We start from the raw sequence: 17829 nt of genomic DNA, 5'->3' as shown, positions 1-17829 counted from the left end.
CCTCCGAATCTATTTTTTAATCAGTACCGTTACCTTCTGCAGATTTTTAAAATAGGCTGCAGGCTCTATAGATACCGTTTTTAATAAGGTGTCATTATTCCAAACAACCTTACTGACTTTTCCGATCACAATCCCTTCAGGATACATACCGATTCCCGACGTAATCAAAATGTCACCTTCAATGACTGCTGCTTCCGTATCAATCATATAGCCGGCAAGACCTCCCTTACCGTCTCCGGAAAGAATGCCCAAAAGCTGCATGTCCCGAAATACCTTAAAACTCACGGAATTTGTTTCATCAATGACTGAAATTACTTTTGACCAATTGTCTCCGACTTCAAGAACTCTGCCGATAAGCCCGTCACCATTGATAATAACCGCATCTTTATAAACCCCATCGGCCGAACCGGCATTTATGGTAAAAATATTAAACCAATTGGAACCATCCATGGCAATAACATCGGCGGTTACAAAGGAATAATTCTGTGAAACATTTTCATATCCTAATATATTTGACAGGTCTTTCAGTTCTGCAAGCTCCGCTTCCGTAAGCTTAAGCTGTATGATCTCTCTGTTAAGATCAGCAACCTTCTCTTTTAATTCTTCATTCTCTTTCACGACACTGCGAAATTGAAATATCCCTTTGAGACCCGATTTCACGCCATTGCCTGCACTGGAAACGGGCCCTTGAACAAAGGTGACCACTTTTTCAACCCCCTGGCCTAACAGCGTACTTTGGCCGGAGTACTTATAGGATACTATGGTGATCATCACCAATATCAACAAAACGGATAATAAAATTGTTGTTTTTTTATGTTCTCTAATCCAGTTCATTCTTATTTTCTTTTGCCTCTTCCCGCATATTTATATAATTTTTCAATATTCGACAGACTTTTTCCCGTACCCTCAGCAACTGCTTCCAATGCGTTTTCGGCAATGACTACTCTAAGCCCTGTAGATAACTCTATCAGCTTATCAAGTCCTTTAATGAGACCACCGCCGCCTGACAGAACAAGGCCATTGCTAACGATGTCTGCAGCAATTTCAGGAGGAGTTTTTTCCAGTGTGTTTTTGATGCCGTCTATGATAATTTTGATGGGTTCTTCCAAAGCTTTCATTGCATCAATTGAGGAGATGGTGATTGTCTTAGGTAATCCGGAAATAATATCTCTGCCTCTGGCCTGCATCTCCATGATATTTTCTTCTTCCGGCTTATCAATATACGCGCATCCAATCTTTATTTTAATTTCCTCAGCAGTCTTATCTCCGATTAACAGATCATATTGCTTTCTCATGTATTGGATGATCGCTTCGTTGAGCTTATCACCGGCATGGCGCAGAGAAGTACTGGTTACAATTCCTCCCAAAGCAATGATAGCGATATCGGACGTACCTCCTCCGATATCTGCGATCATACAGCCCATTGCACTGTCAACAGCCAAGCCTGTCCCAATGGCAGCAGCCATGGGTTCTTCTAAAATATATACTTCCTTGGCGCCCATTTGACGGATTACTTCTTCAACCGCACGTTTCTCTACTTCCGTAACGCCGGAAGGCACGCCGACTACAATCCTTACCTTTGTAAAAAAAGATGTTTCCGGCATGACTCTCTTGATATAATCCTTCAGCATGGAAGCAGTCATTTCAAAATCAGAAATAACTCCATCCTGCAACGGTCTTATCACTCTCATATTGGACGGTGCTTTTCCGATCATTTCTTTTGCAGCCCTTCCGGTGGCCAGCACATTCTTCGTAAATTCGTCCACTGCAATGACAGAAGGTTCGTTTAGTACAATTCCTTTATTTTTTATATATATTAAAGTATTAGCAGTCCCAAGATCGATTCCCATATCTTTCGTGAAAAATTTAAAGCACATATTTCATTACTCCTTCCAATCTACATTAAATTCTTTTCCTTTAAACTGATATAAATTCCGTCTCCTATGATCAAATGATCCAGTACTTTAATACCTAAGATTTCACCGGCTTCCACAAGTCTTCTGGTTATGTCAATGTCAGCCTGGCTAGGTATGGGATTGCCGCTGGGATGATTATGTACTACGATCATGGAATAAGCACTTTTCTTAACAGCAGTACAAAACACCTCTCTGGGATGTACCATAGAGCTGTTAAGATTTCCAATGGATATATTTTCAATCATAATTATTTCATTCTTGGTATTTAAGAGTAAAACCTTAAAAAATTCCTTTTTTAGATATCTCATCTCCTCTATAAATAAAGTTGCCGCATCCTTCGGTGACTTGATATTCAGCTTTTTTTCCTTTGGTTTCGTTGCAATTCGTTTTCCAAGCTCTATTGCGGCTACAATTTGGCATGATTTCGCCATTCCAATTCCAGGAATATGAGAAAGCTCTTCCGGCATACAGTCGGCTAAAAAAGAAATTCCATTTTTTTCGAGAGCTAATATTCGATTGGCAAGTACAATTGCCGATGCATCTTTTGTCCCACTACCTATAAGTATGGCCAAAAGTTCTGCATTTGATAAACAACCTATGCCTTGTCTCTGCAATTTTTCTCTAGGTCTTTCATCAAAAGGCAATTCCTTAATCATCGTTTCTTTTTTTATGTATTTCATGATTTCCTCCGGCTTAGCGCCACGTTCGAAAATCACTCTTTCTCAAAATCCCATATCATTGGCAAGATACGCCATTTTTCCCCTATATTTTACTAATTTCATTAGTACATAATATTTTAACATTACAAGCCAGGGAATACAATTAAAAAGATAAAATTCTAATATGAAAAAATATGGACTGATTTTTCACGTTAAAATAGAAATCCTAAATAATTCTTTCTTTTCCGCTGCAATGAAGGTAAACTTAAAAAGAAATGCATTTATAAATCTACGGAAGGATATTGCTCTTTTTCTATCTTTAACCGATTATATTATAATTTTATCGTGACATACTAAGAAAGATAAAAATATTTCATATGGGAGGTAATAAAAATGTTGGACAAATCTAATAGAAACCATAGCATTATGTGTTCCGTAGATTCTTGTAAGTTTCATTGCGATAATGCGGATTATTGTGCTCTAAGCCAAATAAAGGTCGGTACGCATGAAAAACATCCAAGTGAAAAGCAATGTACTGACTGTCAATCTTTTGTAGCTTCAAATCGATAAATATTTTTAACAAACTGCATCTGTCAGGCCGAAGTAATTTCTTTGGTCTGACTTATGTTTTGTAATCAAGAAACTATTTATTAATTGTTTAAGGAGTTTATTTTATGAAATATTCAAAGCTGATTCTCGCATCATCCTCTCCCAGAAGAATTGAAAAACTGAAAAACCAGGATATTCAACCTGTTATTATGCCGCCGGACGTTGACGAAAGTTTGCCCGTTGATATTACCATGGAACAGGCCGTAATGTATCTTGCCTTAAAAAAAGCATTGCAGGTAGAAAGCAAATGGGAATCCCATCCCGAATATACAAAAGAACCTGTGGTAATCATTGCAGCGGATACGGTGGTTTATAAAAATCAAATTATCGGGAAGCCGGCTGATTATCAGGATGCCCTACATATTCTGAGAACGCTTAGAAATACAAGTCATTTTGTAGCAACAGGCATCGCCTTGCTTTCTCCCGGAACAACTATGCGTAAAGTATTTTATGATATCACAGAGGTTTTTTTCACGGATTATACGGATGCCGATATCGAAGCTTATATCCAATCAGGTGAAGCCTGGGACAAGGCAGGTGCTTATGGGATCCAAGGCTACTGGGGAAAATATGTAAGCCGTCTTCATGGCAGTTTTGATAATGTAATGGGTTTTCCCTGGGACAAAATTAAGACAGAATTAGACAAGTTTTAACTGTCCTCTTTTCTTTGTGACAGGCACTATTGCCCCTTTCAGTGCATATACTTCTAACAGTTTATTTTCCACTGAAAGGGGTTTATGTATATGAGCATTTCTTTAATACTCACATCCCTGCTGCTGTCAAATCCATTGGTTCTGCTGTCTTCCTATGTATCAATGGGAAATTCTTTTCCTCAGCCGCTTACCGATAAGGAAGAGACTTACTATCTTAGCCTTTATGAACAAGGGGATAAAGATGCTAAGAATGTACTGGTAGAGCGTAACCTAAGGCTTGTGGCACATATTGCAAAAAAATATGCAAACACAGGGAAAAATCCCGATGATTTAATTTCTATCGGCACCATTGGACTCATCAAGTCAGTAAATACATATAATCGCAACAAAAGTGTACGTTTAGCCACTTATGCCGCGAAATGCATCGAAAATGAAATACTCATGAATATTCGAACAACAAAGAAAACAAAAATTGAAATTTCTCTGAATGATCCCATCGGTACGGACAAAGATGGGAACGAAATCAGCTTCAATGATATACTGGGTACGGATACGGATGCGATTATCGACGATATTGACAACAAAATGCAAGTGAAAAAACTTCACGAGGCCATCTGCTGTCTGTTAAAGGACAGAGAAAGAATGGTTATCATCAAGAGGTTTGGTTTGGCAGGTCAAAATGCCAAAACACAGAGAGAGGTAGCCAAGGAACTGGGGATATCGAGATCTTATGTATCCAGAATAGAGAAAAAGGCTATCCTGAAACTAAAGGAAGCCTTTTCCGAAGAATACACTTTTTAACTTAAATATTTTGCCATTTGTTCAAAAAGCGGCACTGCAGAACTCCTGCCAGATCCTCCGGATTCAACAAATACCGTGATTACATATTGAGGATCATAAGCTGGTAAAAATCCTGTAAACCATCCGTGTACTACCATCTCGCCATAATAGGACGCTTCTGCGGATCCTGTTTTACCGGCAATGGACACACCTAAATCTTTAGACAAATTATTTGCAGTGCCAAAATCTACCGTATCCACCATGAGATTTTTAATTGTCTCCGCCGTCTCTTCCGATATCACTCTTTTGGGTTTTGATTTCTCAACATCTGTTCTCACACCATCTACAATGGTTCCTTTTACAAGGCCAAGTCCTAAATCCAGTCCTCCTGATGCAATAATGGAGGTGACCTTTGCTGCCTGGATGGGTGTCACGAGCAGTCTGCCCTGCCCTATAGAAAGATTGCCGATTCCCGCACCCTGTACATCATCGATGCCCGGTAAAATTCCAAATTTTTCTTCCGAAATATCAGGCAGTGTTTTCTGCCCGATGCCGAAGTCTTTCGCCATTTTAAGAATTTCTTCTCCTCCGGTCAACATTCCGATCTGAATAAAAGTTGAATTGCAGGATTTTGCAAAAGCCTGGCGGAAGGTAATGGTCCCGTGTCCGTCTTCTCCTCCGGTGGAACACTTGATTTTAATTCCGTTGATTTCCTCATATCCCTTACAGGTAAAAAGAGTGTCCGGAGTCACCACTCCCTTTTCCAAAGCGGCGGCTGCAACTATAATTTTAAAAATTGATCCGGGAGGATATTGGCTTTGAGTAGCTTTATTTACAAATTCCTGGTTGGCGCTGTCCAGGTATTCTTCTATATTATATGGATTGAAAGAGGGAGAACTGGCACTTGCAAGTACATCTCCTGTTTTTGAATCCAACACAATTATGGAACCCGAATATCCGGATGCGTTCAGGATATCTTCCGCTTTTTTCTGAATTTTTGCATCGAGGGTTGTGACCACTCCGCAGTCTAATGAATCTACCGTGCAATTAATGCCAAGTCCGGGAATGATCATTCTCTTCCCGTCTGCAGATGCATAAACCACCTTGTTCTTCCTGGATAATATATCGTTAAAATCCTTCTCGATTCCGCATGAGCCGTTCCCGTCTTTTTCATTGATATATCCGATCAGATGTACGGCCAGCTGGTCATTTCCGTATCGCCTTGCAGATTTGATCATAAAGACATCATAGTCCCGCTTCAGTACGTAGGCGGCATCGGAACTGAAAAGACTGCTTCGGTACACGTAATAGCGCAGGCTGTTATTCCTGGCTCTTTCCGCTCCAATGTTCTGAAAGATCTTTGCTGCCGTGGCATCCATTTTTCCTTTTTCAATAATATAGATATAATCATCGACCGCGCCGGTAAGGGGCGCCATGTTTCTGTCGTAAATGGTACCTCTGCTGTCGGCACCTTCCAGTGTGATTCGCTGCTGTCTGGCTGTAACGGAAGCAAATTCTTCACTGTCTATAATCTGTATATAAGTAAGTCTGACAACGAGGGCGATGAGCAGCAGCCCAAAACCCATCATTAAAAATAGTAATCTTTTTTTCATACAAAAAACCCCCTGCTTTGTATTTTTCCACAATCAGGGGGTTTTTATACGGATGTTCCATTTCTGCGGTAAACCGTTGGTTTAGATTAACTCATGTAAAAATAGACCGCTTCCCAGTTTTGGTTCAAACCAGGTGGATTTCGGCGGCATCACCATATCCTGATCCGATACTGCAAGCAGATCCGAGATGGATACGGGATACAATGCAAAGGCTGCCGCCATATCCGTTTCAGCCCGTCTTTCAAGTTCTTTCAGTCCTCGTATTCCTCCGACAAAATCGATTCTTTTGTCCGTCCTTGGATCTTCAATGCCCAAAACAGGCGCCAGCAGATTGTTCTGAAGAATCGCCACATCCAATGACTGAATGACATCCAATTCATCAAAGGTTCCGGGCAATGCTGTCATCCGATACCATTGATGATCCAGATACATTCCGAATTCATGCTTGGAAGCAGGAGCATATGGGCCCTGTTTCACTGCCTCCACAGTGAATTTCTTGCCGATTTCGCTGAGAAATTCTTCTTTGGTCATTCCGTTTAAATCCTTGACGACTCTGTTATAGTCAAAAATTTTCAGATCACTATCGGGAAATATTACCGCCATAAAGTAATTAAACTCTTCATCGCCGGTATAACCCGCTGCTTCTTCTCTTCGCTTCTGTCCCACTTTAACAGCGGAAGCGGAACGGTGATGACCGTCAGCGATATAGAAACTGTCGATTTCGCCAAACAGATTTGTAAGAGCTGAAATCATATTATCGTCTGTAATTGCCCAAAGAGTATGTCCGATTCCATCTGCCGTAACAAAATCATAGTCAGGATCGTTGTGGTTCTGAAAGCCTTCCAGCATGGTTCTGACTCTCTTGTCATCGCGATACGTCAAAAATACCGGTTCGGTGTTTGTATTGCACACGTCAAAATGATTGATCCTGTCCAATTCTTTTTCCACTCTCGTATATTCATGCTTTTTGATGACATTATTTTGATAATCATCAATGGAAACACAGCCTACAATACCGGTTTGGGCACGCCCGTCCATAATCTGCCGATAAAGATAGTACATTGGTTTCGGATCTTTGATTAAAATTCCGTCTCTTAGAAAATCCAGGATATTATTCTTTGCTTTCTCATAAACGGAATCGGAATAAGGATTGTCCTCCTGGGGCAGATCGATTTCCGACCTGCAGATATGTAGAAAACTGCAGGGATTCCCTTCCGCCATCTTCGCCGCTTCTTCCCGGTTCATTACGTCATAAGGCAGGGAAACCACTTTATCTGCATATTCTTTTGCCGGTCTTACTGCCTGAAAAGGTCTTAGGATTGCCATTTCATAACCTCCAATATTTTCTGTGCCACTTCTTCTATGGTCATTCCTGTTGTATTTACTTCCATTGCATCCTCAGCCATACACAAAGGATTTAATTTTCTGGTAGAGTCATTCAGATCTCTTTGAATGATATCGGCTTCCACCTGCTCCAAGCTGACCGTCTCACCTTTATCGCTGAGTTCTTTCCATCTTCTCTTAGCTCTTTCTGCCGAGGACGCCGTCATAAAAAATTTATATTCCGCATCCGTCAACACATTGGTACCGATATCTCTGCCGTCCATCACGACACTTTTGGATTGTCCCATTTTCTTCTGCAATGCTACCAGCTTTTCACGAACCGGCGGTAAGGCGGATGCTTTGGATGCCATATCTGATATCTCCGGAGTTCTGATTTTCTCGTTTATGATTTCATCGTCCAATACGATATTGCCATTGGAGAAATCAATATCCGTTTCCTTCAGCATTTTCAGCAGCTTTTCCTCGTCGTGCAATGGGATCTGATTCTGCAGCATTTTATAGCCAATAGCCCGATACATGGCTCCCGTATCAATATAATCGATACCCAATTTTTTTGCAACCAGCTTCGCAATTGTGCTTTTTCCTGCTCCGGAAGGTCCGTCTATTGCCACTCGAATTTTTTTATCCATTTGTTTTTCCCTTCCCCAAAAGCTTTTCAATTTCAGCCACAAAAGTATTTACATCCTTAAACTGCCTGTATACGGACGCAAAGCGTACATAAGCAACCTCGTCCAAATCCTTGAGATGCTCCATGATCACTTCTCCGATAAGCTTGCTTTCTACCTCTTTTTCCATCATATTATTCAGACCGCGTTCGATATCCTCCACAATCTTCTCGATGGATGCAATGGATACCGGCCGTTTCTCGCAAGCTTTAATGATCCCGTTCATAACCTTGTTTCGATCAAAAGCCTCACGGCTGCCATCCTTTTTAATGACCATAAAAATCATTTCTTCAATCTTTTCATAAGTAGTAAAGCGTTTACTGCAGCTATCGCATTCTCTTCTTCTTCTGATAGCATGTCCTTCCTCAGTGGGCCTGGAGTCTATGACTCTTGTATCAGCATTTTCACAAAATGGGCACTTCATCCGTTTCCCTCCACCATTCGATTACAACAGTTACCAAATATACAATTACTGTTATGCTATAACTAAGATTTTACCCATATCTTGTGGTTTATGCAAGGACTTTATCCTTTGAAGCCCCTTTAATTCTCATCTTCCTCATCAAGATGTCTGTCAAGCCCGGAAATATTGCTGACATTGGACATATATCCCCTGTCATAGGAAATTTCCGAATCGTAAACTCCGGCTACATCTACCAGGATCACATCATCGCCGATTCTTTTTATATCCTTCCATTTGATAATATAATCATGGTCACCGCGGTTGAAAAAATTAAAAAAACTTCTTTGAGCCGGTACAATAATGCCCTCTATGATTCCTTTTTCCAGATTTACTTCGATATCATATACAAACCCCAGGCTTTTGCCGTCATAAATATTGATAACCTCTTTATTTCTCAAATCCTGTGTACTTATCATTTCGTTTTTCCCCCTTGCTGTTTAACAGATTATAAAATCCATAATTCTAATTGATTCATTATATGCCCGGATTAAAAAAGTATGTGTACAAACACACATACTTTTTTAAGGGATATATCTGCGCCGCGGTTTTTTTCGTAAATAAACCGGATTCGTAACACATGATATTAGATATGATATGCAATTTCTTTATGAATTGAAATGTCGAGGCCTTCTTTCTCCTCTGCCTCGGATACACGAACCGGGACAAATTTATTAACTACCTTGAGAATGACATAAGTCACCACGAAAGCATAGGCGGATGCAATGAGTACGGCTGCTATCTGGACCAGGAGCTGATGCACGTTTCCTTCGATGAGGCCGCTTACGCCATTTACGGAACCCACTGCAAAAACGCCTACCAATATGCTTCCCAGCATGCCGCCTACGCCATGAACACCCCAGACGTCCAGCGCATCGTCCCAGTCAAGTTTGATGCGAAGCTGAACCGCATAGTAACAGACAAAACCGGAAGCCAATCCGATGATGACCGCAGCCCAAGGTTCTATAAAACCGGCAGCAGGAGTAATGGTCGCAAGGCCGGCCACAGCCCCGGTCAAAGCACCGACAAAGCTTGGTTTTTTGTCTTTTACCCAGGAAATCGCCAGCCAGGTAATCATGGCCACAGAAGCTGCGATATCCGTATTGATAAAGGCCACAGCTGCAATGGAATTAGCGGCTAATGCACCGCCGGCATTAAATCCGAACCATCCAAACCAGAGCAGTCCGGTACCCAGGGCAACATAGGTGATATTGTGAGGTTCTCTGTCGTGATCCGCGAGATTTCTTTTTCCTACAAACAGAACGGAAGCCAGAGCCGCCAAACCTGCACTTGCATGAACCACAACACCGCCGGCAAAGTCAACAGCACCCATTTGCTGCAGGAATCCGCCGCCCCATACCCAATGAGCCAATGGCACATAGATTAAGATACTCCATGCCACAAGGAAAATCAAATAGCTTTTAAAATTTACCCTGTCTGCAAAAGCCCCGGTTATTAATGCCGGAGTGATAATTGCAAACATCTGCTGATAACTGAAAAAGGTTAGAAACGGGATGGTCGCGCCATATCCCGGATTCGGCTCCATACCTACCCCGCTTAAAAATGCATATTTAAAACCTCCGATAATTCCCGACACATCCGGACCGAATGCCAAAGTAAATCCGATGGTAACCCAGATAATGGTTACAACACCCATAGAAATAAAGCTCTGCATCATGATGGTCAATACATTTTTTCTGGACACCAGACCACCGTAGAAAAAAGCCAATCCAGGCGTCATCAGACATACCAATGCCGCACAGATAATGATAAATGCGGTATCGCCGCTGTTGATCATAAAGTCACTTCCCTTCTCTTTTTTAACAGGAGACCTTCTATCTCCGAATTGATACGGCAAAAGTATCAAACTGCCGTTATAATCAATATAAAAAAACAGGGGCCGCAATGAAATACTGCAAAACCCCTATTTTCTCAAGGAAAAAACTTTAAATTTCTATGAGATGGTTTCGTGCTGCATAAAGCACCAGCTCTGTTATATTTTTAAAATTATTTTTTCTCATGATATTGGCTCTATGTGTCTCTACGGTCTTAATGGATATGACCAGGATATCGGAAATCTCTTTATTGCTGTATCCTTCAGCCAGCAGTTTCAATATTTCTCTTTCCCTGACAGAAAGATCCTTCCCGCGCCGCTCATTGGACAAAAATCCATGAAGCAGTGTCGGTGAAAGAACCGAGGATACATAAATGTTTCCGGCCATAACGGTATGGATCGCCTGAATCAGTTCTTCAAAAGCATTTTCCTTTAATACATAACCTTTGGCACCGCTTTCAAATGCTTCTGCAAGGATCTCTTCACTTTTGTGCATCGTCAGGAATATGATCTTCAGATTGGGCAGCATTCGCAGGAGATTCTTTGCGACATCAAGTCCGCTTCTTTTGGGCATGGAAATATCCAGAATCAACAGATCTACTTCTCTGGCGGGAACCTGCTCTTCCACTACGATTCCATCCTGGGCCTCCCCCACCACCTCGATATCTTCCTCTTGTCCAAGCAGTATGATCAAAGATTCGCGAAGGATCTTATGATCGTCTGCCAGATAGATTTTTATTTTATCTTTCGTCATTGATTGGCACCTCCACAATGATTCTTGTACCTTTCCCTTCTTCGGTAAGGATTTCAACCCGGCCACCCAACATTTTTACACGGTCCTGAATGGAGGGAATACCTACTCCAAACTGATTCTTCCGGATATCGAAACCGATGCCGTCATCAATAATCTGGAAATCATAGTAGTCGTTTTTATTCATGGCACCCGCTCTGATCACTACAGAGCTTGCTCTTGCATGTTTGACAATATTGGTCAGTGCCTCCTGCATGATGCGATAAAGATTCAGCGTAATGGTATCATCAAAGTGAGGTATCGGATGCAGGATCTCCAGCCGGCATGACAATCCATTCATGCTGTTCAAGTCCTTTGTCATGGCTTCCAGGCCTCCCGTCAATCCCTTTTCCTTCAGATGCTCCGGTTTTAAATTGTTCAGAACGTTACGGATCTCATTGATTGAGGTTTCGGCCAGTTTTACCGCTTTTTCGGTGTTTTGTATAAGTGCCCGTTGATTTTTATCCAATTTCTGTGCATCCGATTCCAGATTCTTTTTCGTCATTCCCAAAATCAACTTTAAAGCCGCCAGACTTTGCCCCACACCATCATGAAGATCCCTGGCCAGCTTTGTTTTCTCCTGTTCTTCCGTTACCGTCAGCAGTCGGGCCTGTTTTCTCAGGAGATCATTTTTTTCCTTGATTTCTCTTTCATAGCTGCTGATTTCCATATGTTTTTCCCAGGAATAGATATCTGAAAACTCAACAATATTCAGTCCTTTTTCTTCTTCCTCAGGGGTTACCCGCATACCAGTCAAACGGTCAATGATCTTGAACATAAGAAAAGCGGCTCCGAAAGCCCAGCAGAAGTTTACAAGGAGTCCCAAAAGCTGAACTAAAAATTGCTGAAGACGGCTGGCAGTATGCAGCAAATCCTCATGCATGAAAAAAGGAAGCAGCAGAGTGCCCGCGATCCCGCCGAACAGGTGAATGGGAACGGCCCCTACCGCATCATCGATTCCGAATTTCTCCAATAGATTGCTGGATACTTCCACCATCATGCCGGCAAAAAATCCAATGAGCAATGCTGCCATAGGACCTAAGTAATAAGAAGCAGCCGTTATAGCCACCAGACCGCCCAGTACTCCATTAAAAATTGAGAGCAGATAGCCTCCGTTTCTTGATTGGAGGCGGTTTACAGCAAGGGCTCCTATCATTCCGGAGGCTGCCGCCAGATTTGTGTTCAGAAGGATCAGGCCAACTTTATCATTAAAGGCTAATATACTGCCTCCGTTAAATCCGAACCAGGCAAACCACAGGATAAAAACGCCCAATACAGCAAAGGGAATATTGGATCTTCTTCCGCCCGGCTTACTTCTTTTCCCTATCACGATCAAACCGGCCAGAGCAATAAATCCTGCCGTTGTGTGTACGACTGTAGCGCCGGCAAAATCAATAAAGCCCAAAGAAGACAGCCATGTCTCCTGATGAATAAAAAGTCCGCCCCAAACCCAATGTCCGTAAACGGGGAAAATCAACACGGCACTTACAAGGGCTGCGATCTGCAACGGAAAGAGTTTGGTTCTCTCAGACATGGAACCGGCAAAGATGGTGACGGCAGTGGCGGCAAACATCAGCTCAAAAAAAACAAAGGCATAGCCTAAAGGAGACGCCTTCTCAATACCCTGAAAATACCATAAACTATTTCCCACAATGCCATAAAAGGTTTTCCCGAACATGACGGGAAAGCCAACCAAACAGAAACCGATGGTCGTTATCATGAAGGTTACCAGATTCTCGATGGCAACCGATATTACATTTTTACTTTGTACAAAACCGACTTCATAGCAGACAAATCCCGCCTGCATAAAGAAAACGAAACAAGCGCAAATGATAATCCACAACGTATCAATCTCCTGCATTTGCTTCACCTCCGAACTTTAAAATTAAATAAAACCAAAAGTTTTTAAACCAAAAATCCAGGCAGTAATGGTGATGGGTGATAAAAGCATTGAAAGTACTACAATACCGGAAGCCAGAACACTGTCATTACACATATTCTTAGCCATGATGTAGCAGGTGGGAGTAGATGGGGCTCCCAGCATAATCAGCAGTGCGATAACGGACTGATCACGAAATCCCATCAGAATGGCAATAGGCAAGAAGATCCCCGGCTGCAGAATTAGTTTTACAAAGGAAGCGATTGCGGTAATCTGTATTTTCCCCAACGCCTTCTTCAATTCAAATCCTGCACCGATTGCGATAAGTGCAAGGGGTGTCGCCATTGCAGCAAAATTATTCAGGCTTTTCTCTGCTATAGTGGGCAAATCGATTTGGAAGATAGAGAAAGGCAAACCGATAAAGATACCCAATATGATCGGATTGGTGCAGATGTGAAAGAAAGCGGACCGGATTCTTTCTGTTTCCTTCCCTCTTTGATTCTCTCCTTTCAGAGTGAGGATCACAACAGAGAAAATATTATATAAGGGCACCGCCGCTACGATCATCAGAGGAGCCAGTCCCGCATTGCCATAGATGTTCTGAATAAAAGCAATGCCAAGCACTGCAAGACTCCCTCGGAAGGAGCCCTGAACAAAACTTCCAATCAGGGACTTGTCCTTAATCAATAACTCTGCAAAGAGCCAGATTCCCGCAAAACACAAAGCCGTGGCAATCATGCAGAATAAAAAGAACCGCAGCTCAAAATCGGCCATGATATCCATGGCGGCAATATCCCGGAAAAGCAAAATCGGAAGCGTCACTTTAAAATTAAAACGGTCTGCTACGTTCACAAAATTTTCATTGAGCATCCCCCTCCGGCGTAAGATCCAACCGGCCAGCATTACCACAAAGACCGGAACAGTTGCATTCAGGCTATAAATAAAATTGTCCAAAATCATTTCCTCGTCTACTGTTAAATTTAGTTCAGAACATTCTGTAATAAACGATTCTATTATGCCACTTTTCTCTGTCAGATACAATCCATGTTTTCAAAATTCAGCATATCGCTATTAGTTTGTAAAGCAAAGAAATGGGCCGTTGCAAAAGGTAGGAGAATGCAACAGCCCTATCTCAAAATTAGAAGGAAAGTTATGACTATTATTTATAGCTTCTTTACTCGTATAGATTCTTGCTGAAATATCGGTCTCCCCGGTCGGGCAGAATCGTTACGATTCTGCCTTCTGTGAGCTTTTCTGCAAGTTTCAGGGATGCGGCTACCGCTGCAGCGGCGGAAGTTCCTACAATCAGCCCTTCCTTCCTGGCCAGCTGCTTCACCGTGGCAAAAGCCTCTTCATCCGAAACTTTGATCACAGCATCGACGAGTCCCATATCCATGGTTTCCGGGATAAAGTTGTTGCCAATCCCTTCAATATTATAGCAGTGCTCCTCTCCTCCCCCCATAGTAGAGCCTTCGGGGTCCGCCAGAACGCCTTTGATCGCTGGGATCTTTTCCTTTAAATAACGTAGTGCTCCGGTAAAAGTCCCGCCGCTTCCCGCTCCCGCCACCAGAAAGTCGATCTCCCCGCCCAGAGCATGGTAAATCTCGGGCCCGGTGGTCTCATAATGAACCTGGGGATTGGCAGGATTGACAAACTGTCCAAGCTCCACCGCATTGGGGAGTTCCGCTCTGAGTTCCCTGGCCTTTTCCATGGCTCCAAGCATGCCCCGTTCCCTGGGGGTATTGATGATCTCCGCACCAAGGGCTTTCATCAGGATCTGCTTTTCTACGGAAAATTTCTCCGGAACGATAAAGATAATCCGGTATCCCTTGTTGATGGCAGCCAAAGCAATACCCAATCCCGTATTCCCTGCCGTCGCCTCAAGAATGGTAAATCCAGGTTTTAAAAGTCCCCGGGCTTCGGCATCTTCTATCATCGCTTTGCCGATCCGATCCTTGACACTGCCCCCGGGATTCCAAAATTCCAGCTTTGCAAAAATAGGAACGGCTTCCTTCGAAGCCAGCTGGTTCAGCTTTAAAACCGGCGTATTGCCGATGAGTTCCCGAATGTCATTATAGTATTTCTCACCCATCTGCCTTACCTCTTGCTGCGTTCCAGCGCACGTCCGAGATCCCGAATCAGGTCTTCCTTTGCTTCGATGCCCGGGGAATAACGAATCAGAGCATCCACGATCCCCACCTTCTTCCTGATTTCCTCAGGGATAGACGCATGGGTCATGGTAGCGGGATGGCAAACCAGAGATTCTACGCCTCCCAGGCTCTCAGCCAGCGCAGCCACTTCAAGAGAAGAAAAGAATGTTTCCGTATCATAGGCTTCGTTCAGAACAAAGGAAATCATCGCCCCTGGTCCATCCGACTGCTGCCTGTGGATCTCATAGCCCGGAGTATCGGCAAGTCCCGGATAATAAACCGCATCCACAGCGGGATGCTGCTTCAGAAATTCGGCGAGATAGCCTGCGTTTTCCACATGCCGGTCCATTCTTACCGACAGGGTTTTAATGCCTCGGATCAGCAGCCAGGAATCAAAGGGCTGCAAGATCCCTCCGGTGGCATTTTGGATAAAGGAAAGCCTGTCGGACAGGGTTTTGTCATTTGTGACTGCAAGACCGGCGATCAAATCGCTATGTCCTCCCAGATATTTGGTGGCACTGTGCACCACGATGTCGGCTCCCAGCTCCAGCGGGCGCTGCAGATAAGGGGTCATAAAGGTATTATCAACGATGGTAAGAATGCCCTTTTGCTTTGCAAGGGCGGAAACCGCTCTGATATCGGTTATGGTCATCAGCGGGTTGGCCGGTGATTCAATAAAAATTGCCTTCACTTGATCTGAGATAGCCGTCTCCACTTCTTTGAGATCCGATGTATCTACGATGGTATAAGCAAGACCGAACTGCTGAAAAATTTTATCCAGCACCCGGAAGGTACCGCCGTATACATTGTTGGAAATAATGACGCGATCGCCGCTTTGAAATAAGCTAAGCACCGCTGTAATAGCCGCCATCCCCGATGCAAAGGCGAAGCCGTCCGTTCCTTTTTCCAGTTCGGTGATCAACACCTCTAGCGCATGTCTCGTGGGATTTCCCGTTCTGGAATACTCGTAACCTTTCATCACTCCCAAAGAAGTTTGTCGGTAGGTGGATGTCTGATAGATGGGTACGTTCACCGACCCTGTCAGTTCATCACCGTCAATGCCCCCATGAATGAATAAGGTTCGCATGTCACTCTCAGTTTTCATAATTAATTTTCTTCCTTTCTTCTATATATATGCTTACTTGATAACGCTGCCTCGGAACAACTCAGGAAGACTTCGAAACGTCATATCCGGCCGTTCCGAATATCCGCCTCGCTCGCTCTTTCACAGCCGTCAGCCGTGAGAAAATACGTCGGGTGCCGGCGCATCTTCTCCGTAGAGCTGTTTCGTGATATCCAGATTCTTTCCCATGATGCCTGCGGCATCTGCTCTGCACTGCCTGCAGTGGTGGAAGACATCGAGATAGTGTGAGGCAGCCATCTTGGCCCGATGCAGCTCTTCGCAGTCCGGCCTCCGTCTGTCTGCCATTTTCTGCTGGGGAATCAGGGGAATAATGTTGTGCATCACCGCACCTGCCTCTTTGGCAGCCTGTGCAATGTCCCCGACTTCTCCATCGTTCAGTCCCGGGATCAATACGGTATTGATCTTGATCACCGCATCCGTTTCCTCTGTTGCTTTCCGGATCCCGGAAAGCTGTGATTTGATCAGCAGCTTTTGGGCTTCCAAGCCCCGCAGGATCTGATTGTGGTAGATGACAAACTCATTGATCTCGTTCAGGATCTCTGCTGTGATGGAATTGATGGTCACAGTGATGGAATTCACGCCTGCCTCTTTGATTTCCCGGACCCTTTCCCCCAGCAGGAGTCCGTTTGTAGACAGACACCGGAGAATATGCGGATAGGCTTCCTGGATCAAGAGAAAAGTCTTCAGCGCGTGGTCGGTAGCCAGCGTATCGCCAGGGCCTGCTACCCCTGCCACCGTAATTTCCGGACAAAGCTCCAACGCTCTGCCCAAAATGTCCAAGGCCTCCCGAGGCGTGAGAACCCTTCCCGCGCAGCCGGGAACCTGATCGATTTTATTGATCCCTCTTTTGCAGAAGGCACACTGGATGTTACAGTCGGGACTTACCGGCAGGTGAATCCGACCGTATTTTAAATGCGCCGCTTCGGAAAAACAGGGATGCGTTTTCAAAGTCATACCTTGCCACCTCCTTTTCCCGTTTCCAGCAGCTTTTGATCGATGGCGATCTGCAATACGTCTTCGATTTCATAAGGGGATTCAAAAACACGAACACCCTTCTGAATCAAATATGCGGCAGCGCCTTCCCCGATTTGACTGACAAAAATGGCATCACAGTCAGAAAGCAGTGTGATGACGCGATCAAACCGGGTTTCAGTATGGGTATGGTTATAGCAGCTGGGAGCCGTGCGCCTCGTTTCCAAAAAAGCGTATGTTTCATCCTGAATATCATAGATCAGAAACTCATTCGCACGTCCAAAATGCTGATTTACTTCAATGCCGTCTAAGCTAGCAACAGCAACACGATAAGACATGCTATCCCCCCTTTCTTGCTGAG

19 protein-coding genes are annotated in these 17829 nt (G+C 43.6%); 3 read left to right on the top strand and 16 right to left on the bottom strand.

The window, feature by feature from the left end; translation table 11 throughout:
- Window positions 1-9: 9 nt before the first annotated feature.
- The 3 genes from mreC to radC are packed head-to-tail and all read right to left on the bottom strand — an operon-like array spanning window position 10 to window position 2596.
- Window positions 10-834, bottom strand: a complete 825-nt coding sequence (mreC, locus tag KCX82_RS16675; protein WP_227019625.1) for a rod shape-determining protein MreC — start codon at window positions 832-834, stop codon at window positions 10-12.
- Window positions 835-836: 2 nt separating this feature from the next.
- Entirely contained in the window at window positions 837-1877 is a 1041-nt protein-coding gene (mreB, locus tag KCX82_RS16670; protein ID WP_227019624.1) for a rod shape-determining protein, read from the bottom strand.
- Between the two features lie 20 nt (window positions 1878-1897).
- Complete coding sequence (gene radC, locus KCX82_RS16665; RefSeq protein ID WP_227019623.1) at window positions 1898-2596, bottom strand: RadC family protein; 699 nt, start codon at window positions 2594-2596, stop codon at window positions 1898-1900.
- A 372-nt stretch (window positions 2597-2968) separates the two neighbouring features.
- Here radC and KCX82_RS16660 point away from each other — a divergent pair, with 372 nt between their 5' ends.
- The 3 genes from KCX82_RS16660 to sigK all read left to right on the top strand — a co-directional run bounded on the left by KCX82_RS16660 (window position 2969) and on the right by sigK (window position 4638).
- On the top strand, window positions 2969-3145 hold the full coding sequence (locus KCX82_RS16660) for a DUF1540 domain-containing protein (RefSeq protein ID WP_227019622.1): 177 nt from the start codon (window positions 2969-2971) through the stop codon (window positions 3143-3145).
- 104 nt (window positions 3146-3249) lie between these two features.
- On the top strand, window positions 3250-3837 hold the full coding sequence (locus tag KCX82_RS16655) for a Maf family protein (protein ID WP_227019621.1): 588 nt from the start codon (window positions 3250-3252) through the stop codon (window positions 3835-3837).
- 90 nt (window positions 3838-3927) lie between these two features.
- Window positions 3928-4638, top strand: coding sequence for an RNA polymerase sporulation sigma factor SigK (sigK, locus tag KCX82_RS16650; protein WP_264373310.1), 711 nt, complete (start codon window positions 3928-3930; stop codon window positions 4636-4638).
- Here the strand turns inward: sigK and KCX82_RS16645 are convergent.
- The 13 genes from KCX82_RS16645 to KCX82_RS16585 all read right to left on the bottom strand — a co-directional run bounded on the left by KCX82_RS16645 (window position 4635) and on the right by KCX82_RS16585 (window position 17806).
- Window positions 4635-6230 (bottom strand): peptidoglycan D,D-transpeptidase FtsI family protein, encoded by a 1596-nt coding sequence (locus KCX82_RS16645; RefSeq protein WP_227019619.1) that lies wholly within the window; start codon window positions 6228-6230, stop codon window positions 4635-4637. The genes sigK and KCX82_RS16645 overlap by 4 nt on opposite strands.
- 81 nt (window positions 6231-6311) lie before the next feature.
- Window positions 6312-7556, bottom strand: a complete 1245-nt coding sequence (locus tag KCX82_RS16640; RefSeq protein WP_227019618.1) for a DUF1015 domain-containing protein — start codon at window positions 7554-7556, stop codon at window positions 6312-6314.
- A complete protein-coding gene (gene cmk, locus KCX82_RS16635) occupies window positions 7544-8203 on the bottom strand; it encodes a (d)CMP kinase (protein ID WP_227019617.1) in 660 nt (219 codons plus the stop codon). The genes KCX82_RS16640 and cmk overlap by 13 nt, the downstream gene beginning before the upstream one ends.
- Complete coding sequence (nrdR, locus tag KCX82_RS16630; RefSeq protein ID WP_227019616.1) at window positions 8196-8663, bottom strand: transcriptional regulator NrdR; 468 nt, start codon at window positions 8661-8663, stop codon at window positions 8196-8198. Before nrdR ends, cmk begins: the two co-directional genes overlap by 8 nt.
- A gap of 119 nt (window positions 8664-8782) precedes the next feature.
- On the bottom strand, window positions 8783-9118 hold the full coding sequence (locus KCX82_RS16625) for a PRC-barrel domain-containing protein (RefSeq protein WP_227019615.1): 336 nt from the start codon (window positions 9116-9118) through the stop codon (window positions 8783-8785).
- 167 nt (window positions 9119-9285) lie between these two features.
- The gene (locus KCX82_RS16620; protein ID WP_264373309.1) at window positions 9286-10497 is read right to left on the bottom strand and encodes an ammonium transporter; all 1212 of its coding nucleotides are present in this window, start codon (window positions 10495-10497) and stop codon (window positions 9286-9288) included.
- Between the two features lie 148 nt (window positions 10498-10645).
- Window positions 10646-11287: a response regulator gene (locus KCX82_RS16615; RefSeq protein ID WP_227019614.1), complete on the bottom strand. Its 642-nt coding sequence runs from the start codon at window positions 11285-11287 to the stop codon at window positions 10646-10648.
- Window positions 11274-13184, bottom strand: a complete 1911-nt coding sequence (locus tag KCX82_RS16610) for a histidine kinase (RefSeq protein WP_227019613.1) — start codon at window positions 13182-13184, stop codon at window positions 11274-11276. The genes KCX82_RS16615 and KCX82_RS16610 overlap by 14 nt, the downstream gene beginning before the upstream one ends.
- A 24-nt stretch (window positions 13185-13208) precedes the next feature.
- On the bottom strand, window positions 13209-14156 hold the full coding sequence (locus KCX82_RS16605) for an AEC family transporter (protein ID WP_227019612.1): 948 nt from the start codon (window positions 14154-14156) through the stop codon (window positions 13209-13211).
- Between the two features lie 220 nt (window positions 14157-14376).
- Window positions 14377-15294, bottom strand: coding sequence for a PLP-dependent cysteine synthase family protein (locus KCX82_RS16600; protein WP_227019611.1), 918 nt, complete (start codon window positions 15292-15294; stop codon window positions 14377-14379).
- Between the two features lie 5 nt (window positions 15295-15299).
- Entirely contained in the window at window positions 15300-16457 is a 1158-nt protein-coding gene (locus tag KCX82_RS16595) for a trans-sulfuration enzyme family protein (protein ID WP_319633362.1), read from the bottom strand.
- Window positions 16458-16586: 129 nt separating this feature from the next.
- Window positions 16587-17450 (bottom strand): radical SAM protein, encoded by an 864-nt coding sequence (locus KCX82_RS16590; protein ID WP_227019610.1) that lies wholly within the window; start codon window positions 17448-17450, stop codon window positions 16587-16589.
- Entirely contained in the window at window positions 17447-17806 is a 360-nt protein-coding gene (locus tag KCX82_RS16585) for a NifB/NifX family molybdenum-iron cluster-binding protein (RefSeq protein WP_227019609.1), read from the bottom strand. Before KCX82_RS16585 ends, KCX82_RS16590 begins: the two co-directional genes overlap by 4 nt.
- Between the last annotated feature and the right edge of the window lie 23 nt (window positions 17807-17829).

It is taken from the genome of Sinanaerobacter chloroacetimidivorans, from assembly GCF_018128545.1.
GTDB lineage: Bacteria > Bacillota > Clostridia > Peptostreptococcales > Anaerovoracaceae > Sinanaerobacter > Sinanaerobacter chloroacetimidivorans.
Note: the sequence above shows the minus strand (reverse complement) of the source record. Positions and strands in the feature narration are given on the sequence as shown.

What these genes read in the sequence shown, in the direction of transcription:
- mreC (WP_227019625.1), bottom strand. Translation starts at nt 834, where the DNA reads ATGAACTGGATTAGAGAACATAAAAAAACAACAATTTTATTATCCGTT.
- mreB (WP_227019624.1), bottom strand. Translation starts at nt 1,877, where the DNA reads ATGTGCTTTAAATTTTTCACGAAAGATATGGGAATCGATCTTGGGACT.
- radC (WP_227019623.1), bottom strand. Translation starts at nt 2,596, where the DNA reads ATGAAATACATAAAAAAAGAAACGATGATTAAGGAATTGCCTTTTGAT.
- KCX82_RS16660 (WP_227019622.1), top strand. Translation starts at nt 2,969, where the DNA reads ATGTTGGACAAATCTAATAGAAACCATAGCATTATGTGTTCCGTAGAT.
- KCX82_RS16655 (WP_227019621.1), top strand. Translation starts at nt 3,250, where the DNA reads ATGAAATATTCAAAGCTGATTCTCGCATCATCCTCTCCCAGAAGAATT.
- sigK (WP_264373310.1), top strand. Translation starts at nt 3,928, where the DNA reads ATGAGCATTTCTTTAATACTCACATCCCTGCTGCTGTCAAATCCATTG.
- KCX82_RS16645 (WP_227019619.1), bottom strand. Translation starts at nt 6,230, where the DNA reads ATGAAAAAAAGATTACTATTTTTAATGATGGGTTTTGGGCTGCTGCTC.
- KCX82_RS16640 (WP_227019618.1), bottom strand. Translation starts at nt 7,556, where the DNA reads ATGGCAATCCTAAGACCTTTTCAGGCAGTAAGACCGGCAAAAGAATAT.
- cmk (WP_227019617.1), bottom strand. Translation starts at nt 8,203, where the DNA reads ATGGATAAAAAAATTCGAGTGGCAATAGACGGACCTTCCGGAGCAGGA.
- nrdR (WP_227019616.1), bottom strand. Translation starts at nt 8,663, where the DNA reads ATGAAGTGCCCATTTTGTGAAAATGCTGATACAAGAGTCATAGACTCC.
- KCX82_RS16625 (WP_227019615.1), bottom strand. Translation starts at nt 9,118, where the DNA reads ATGATAAGTACACAGGATTTGAGAAATAAAGAGGTTATCAATATTTAT.
- KCX82_RS16620 (WP_264373309.1), bottom strand. Translation starts at nt 10,497, where the DNA reads ATGATCAACAGCGGCGATACCGCATTTATCATTATCTGTGCGGCATTG.
- KCX82_RS16615 (WP_227019614.1), bottom strand. Translation starts at nt 11,287, where the DNA reads ATGACGAAAGATAAAATAAAAATCTATCTGGCAGACGATCATAAGATC.
- KCX82_RS16610 (WP_227019613.1), bottom strand. Translation starts at nt 13,184, where the DNA reads ATGCAGGAGATTGATACGTTGTGGATTATCATTTGCGCTTGTTTCGTT.
- KCX82_RS16600 (WP_227019611.1), bottom strand. Translation starts at nt 15,294, where the DNA reads ATGGGTGAGAAATACTATAATGACATTCGGGAACTCATCGGCAATACG.
- KCX82_RS16595 (WP_319633362.1), bottom strand. Translation starts at nt 16,457, where the DNA reads ATGAAAACTGAGAGTGACATGCGAACCTTATTCATTCATGGGGGCATT.
- KCX82_RS16590 (WP_227019610.1), bottom strand. Translation starts at nt 17,450, where the DNA reads ATGACTTTGAAAACGCATCCCTGTTTTTCCGAAGCGGCGCATTTAAAA.
- KCX82_RS16585 (WP_227019609.1), bottom strand. Translation starts at nt 17,806, where the DNA reads ATGTCTTATCGTGTTGCTGTTGCTAGCTTAGACGGCATTGAAGTAAAT.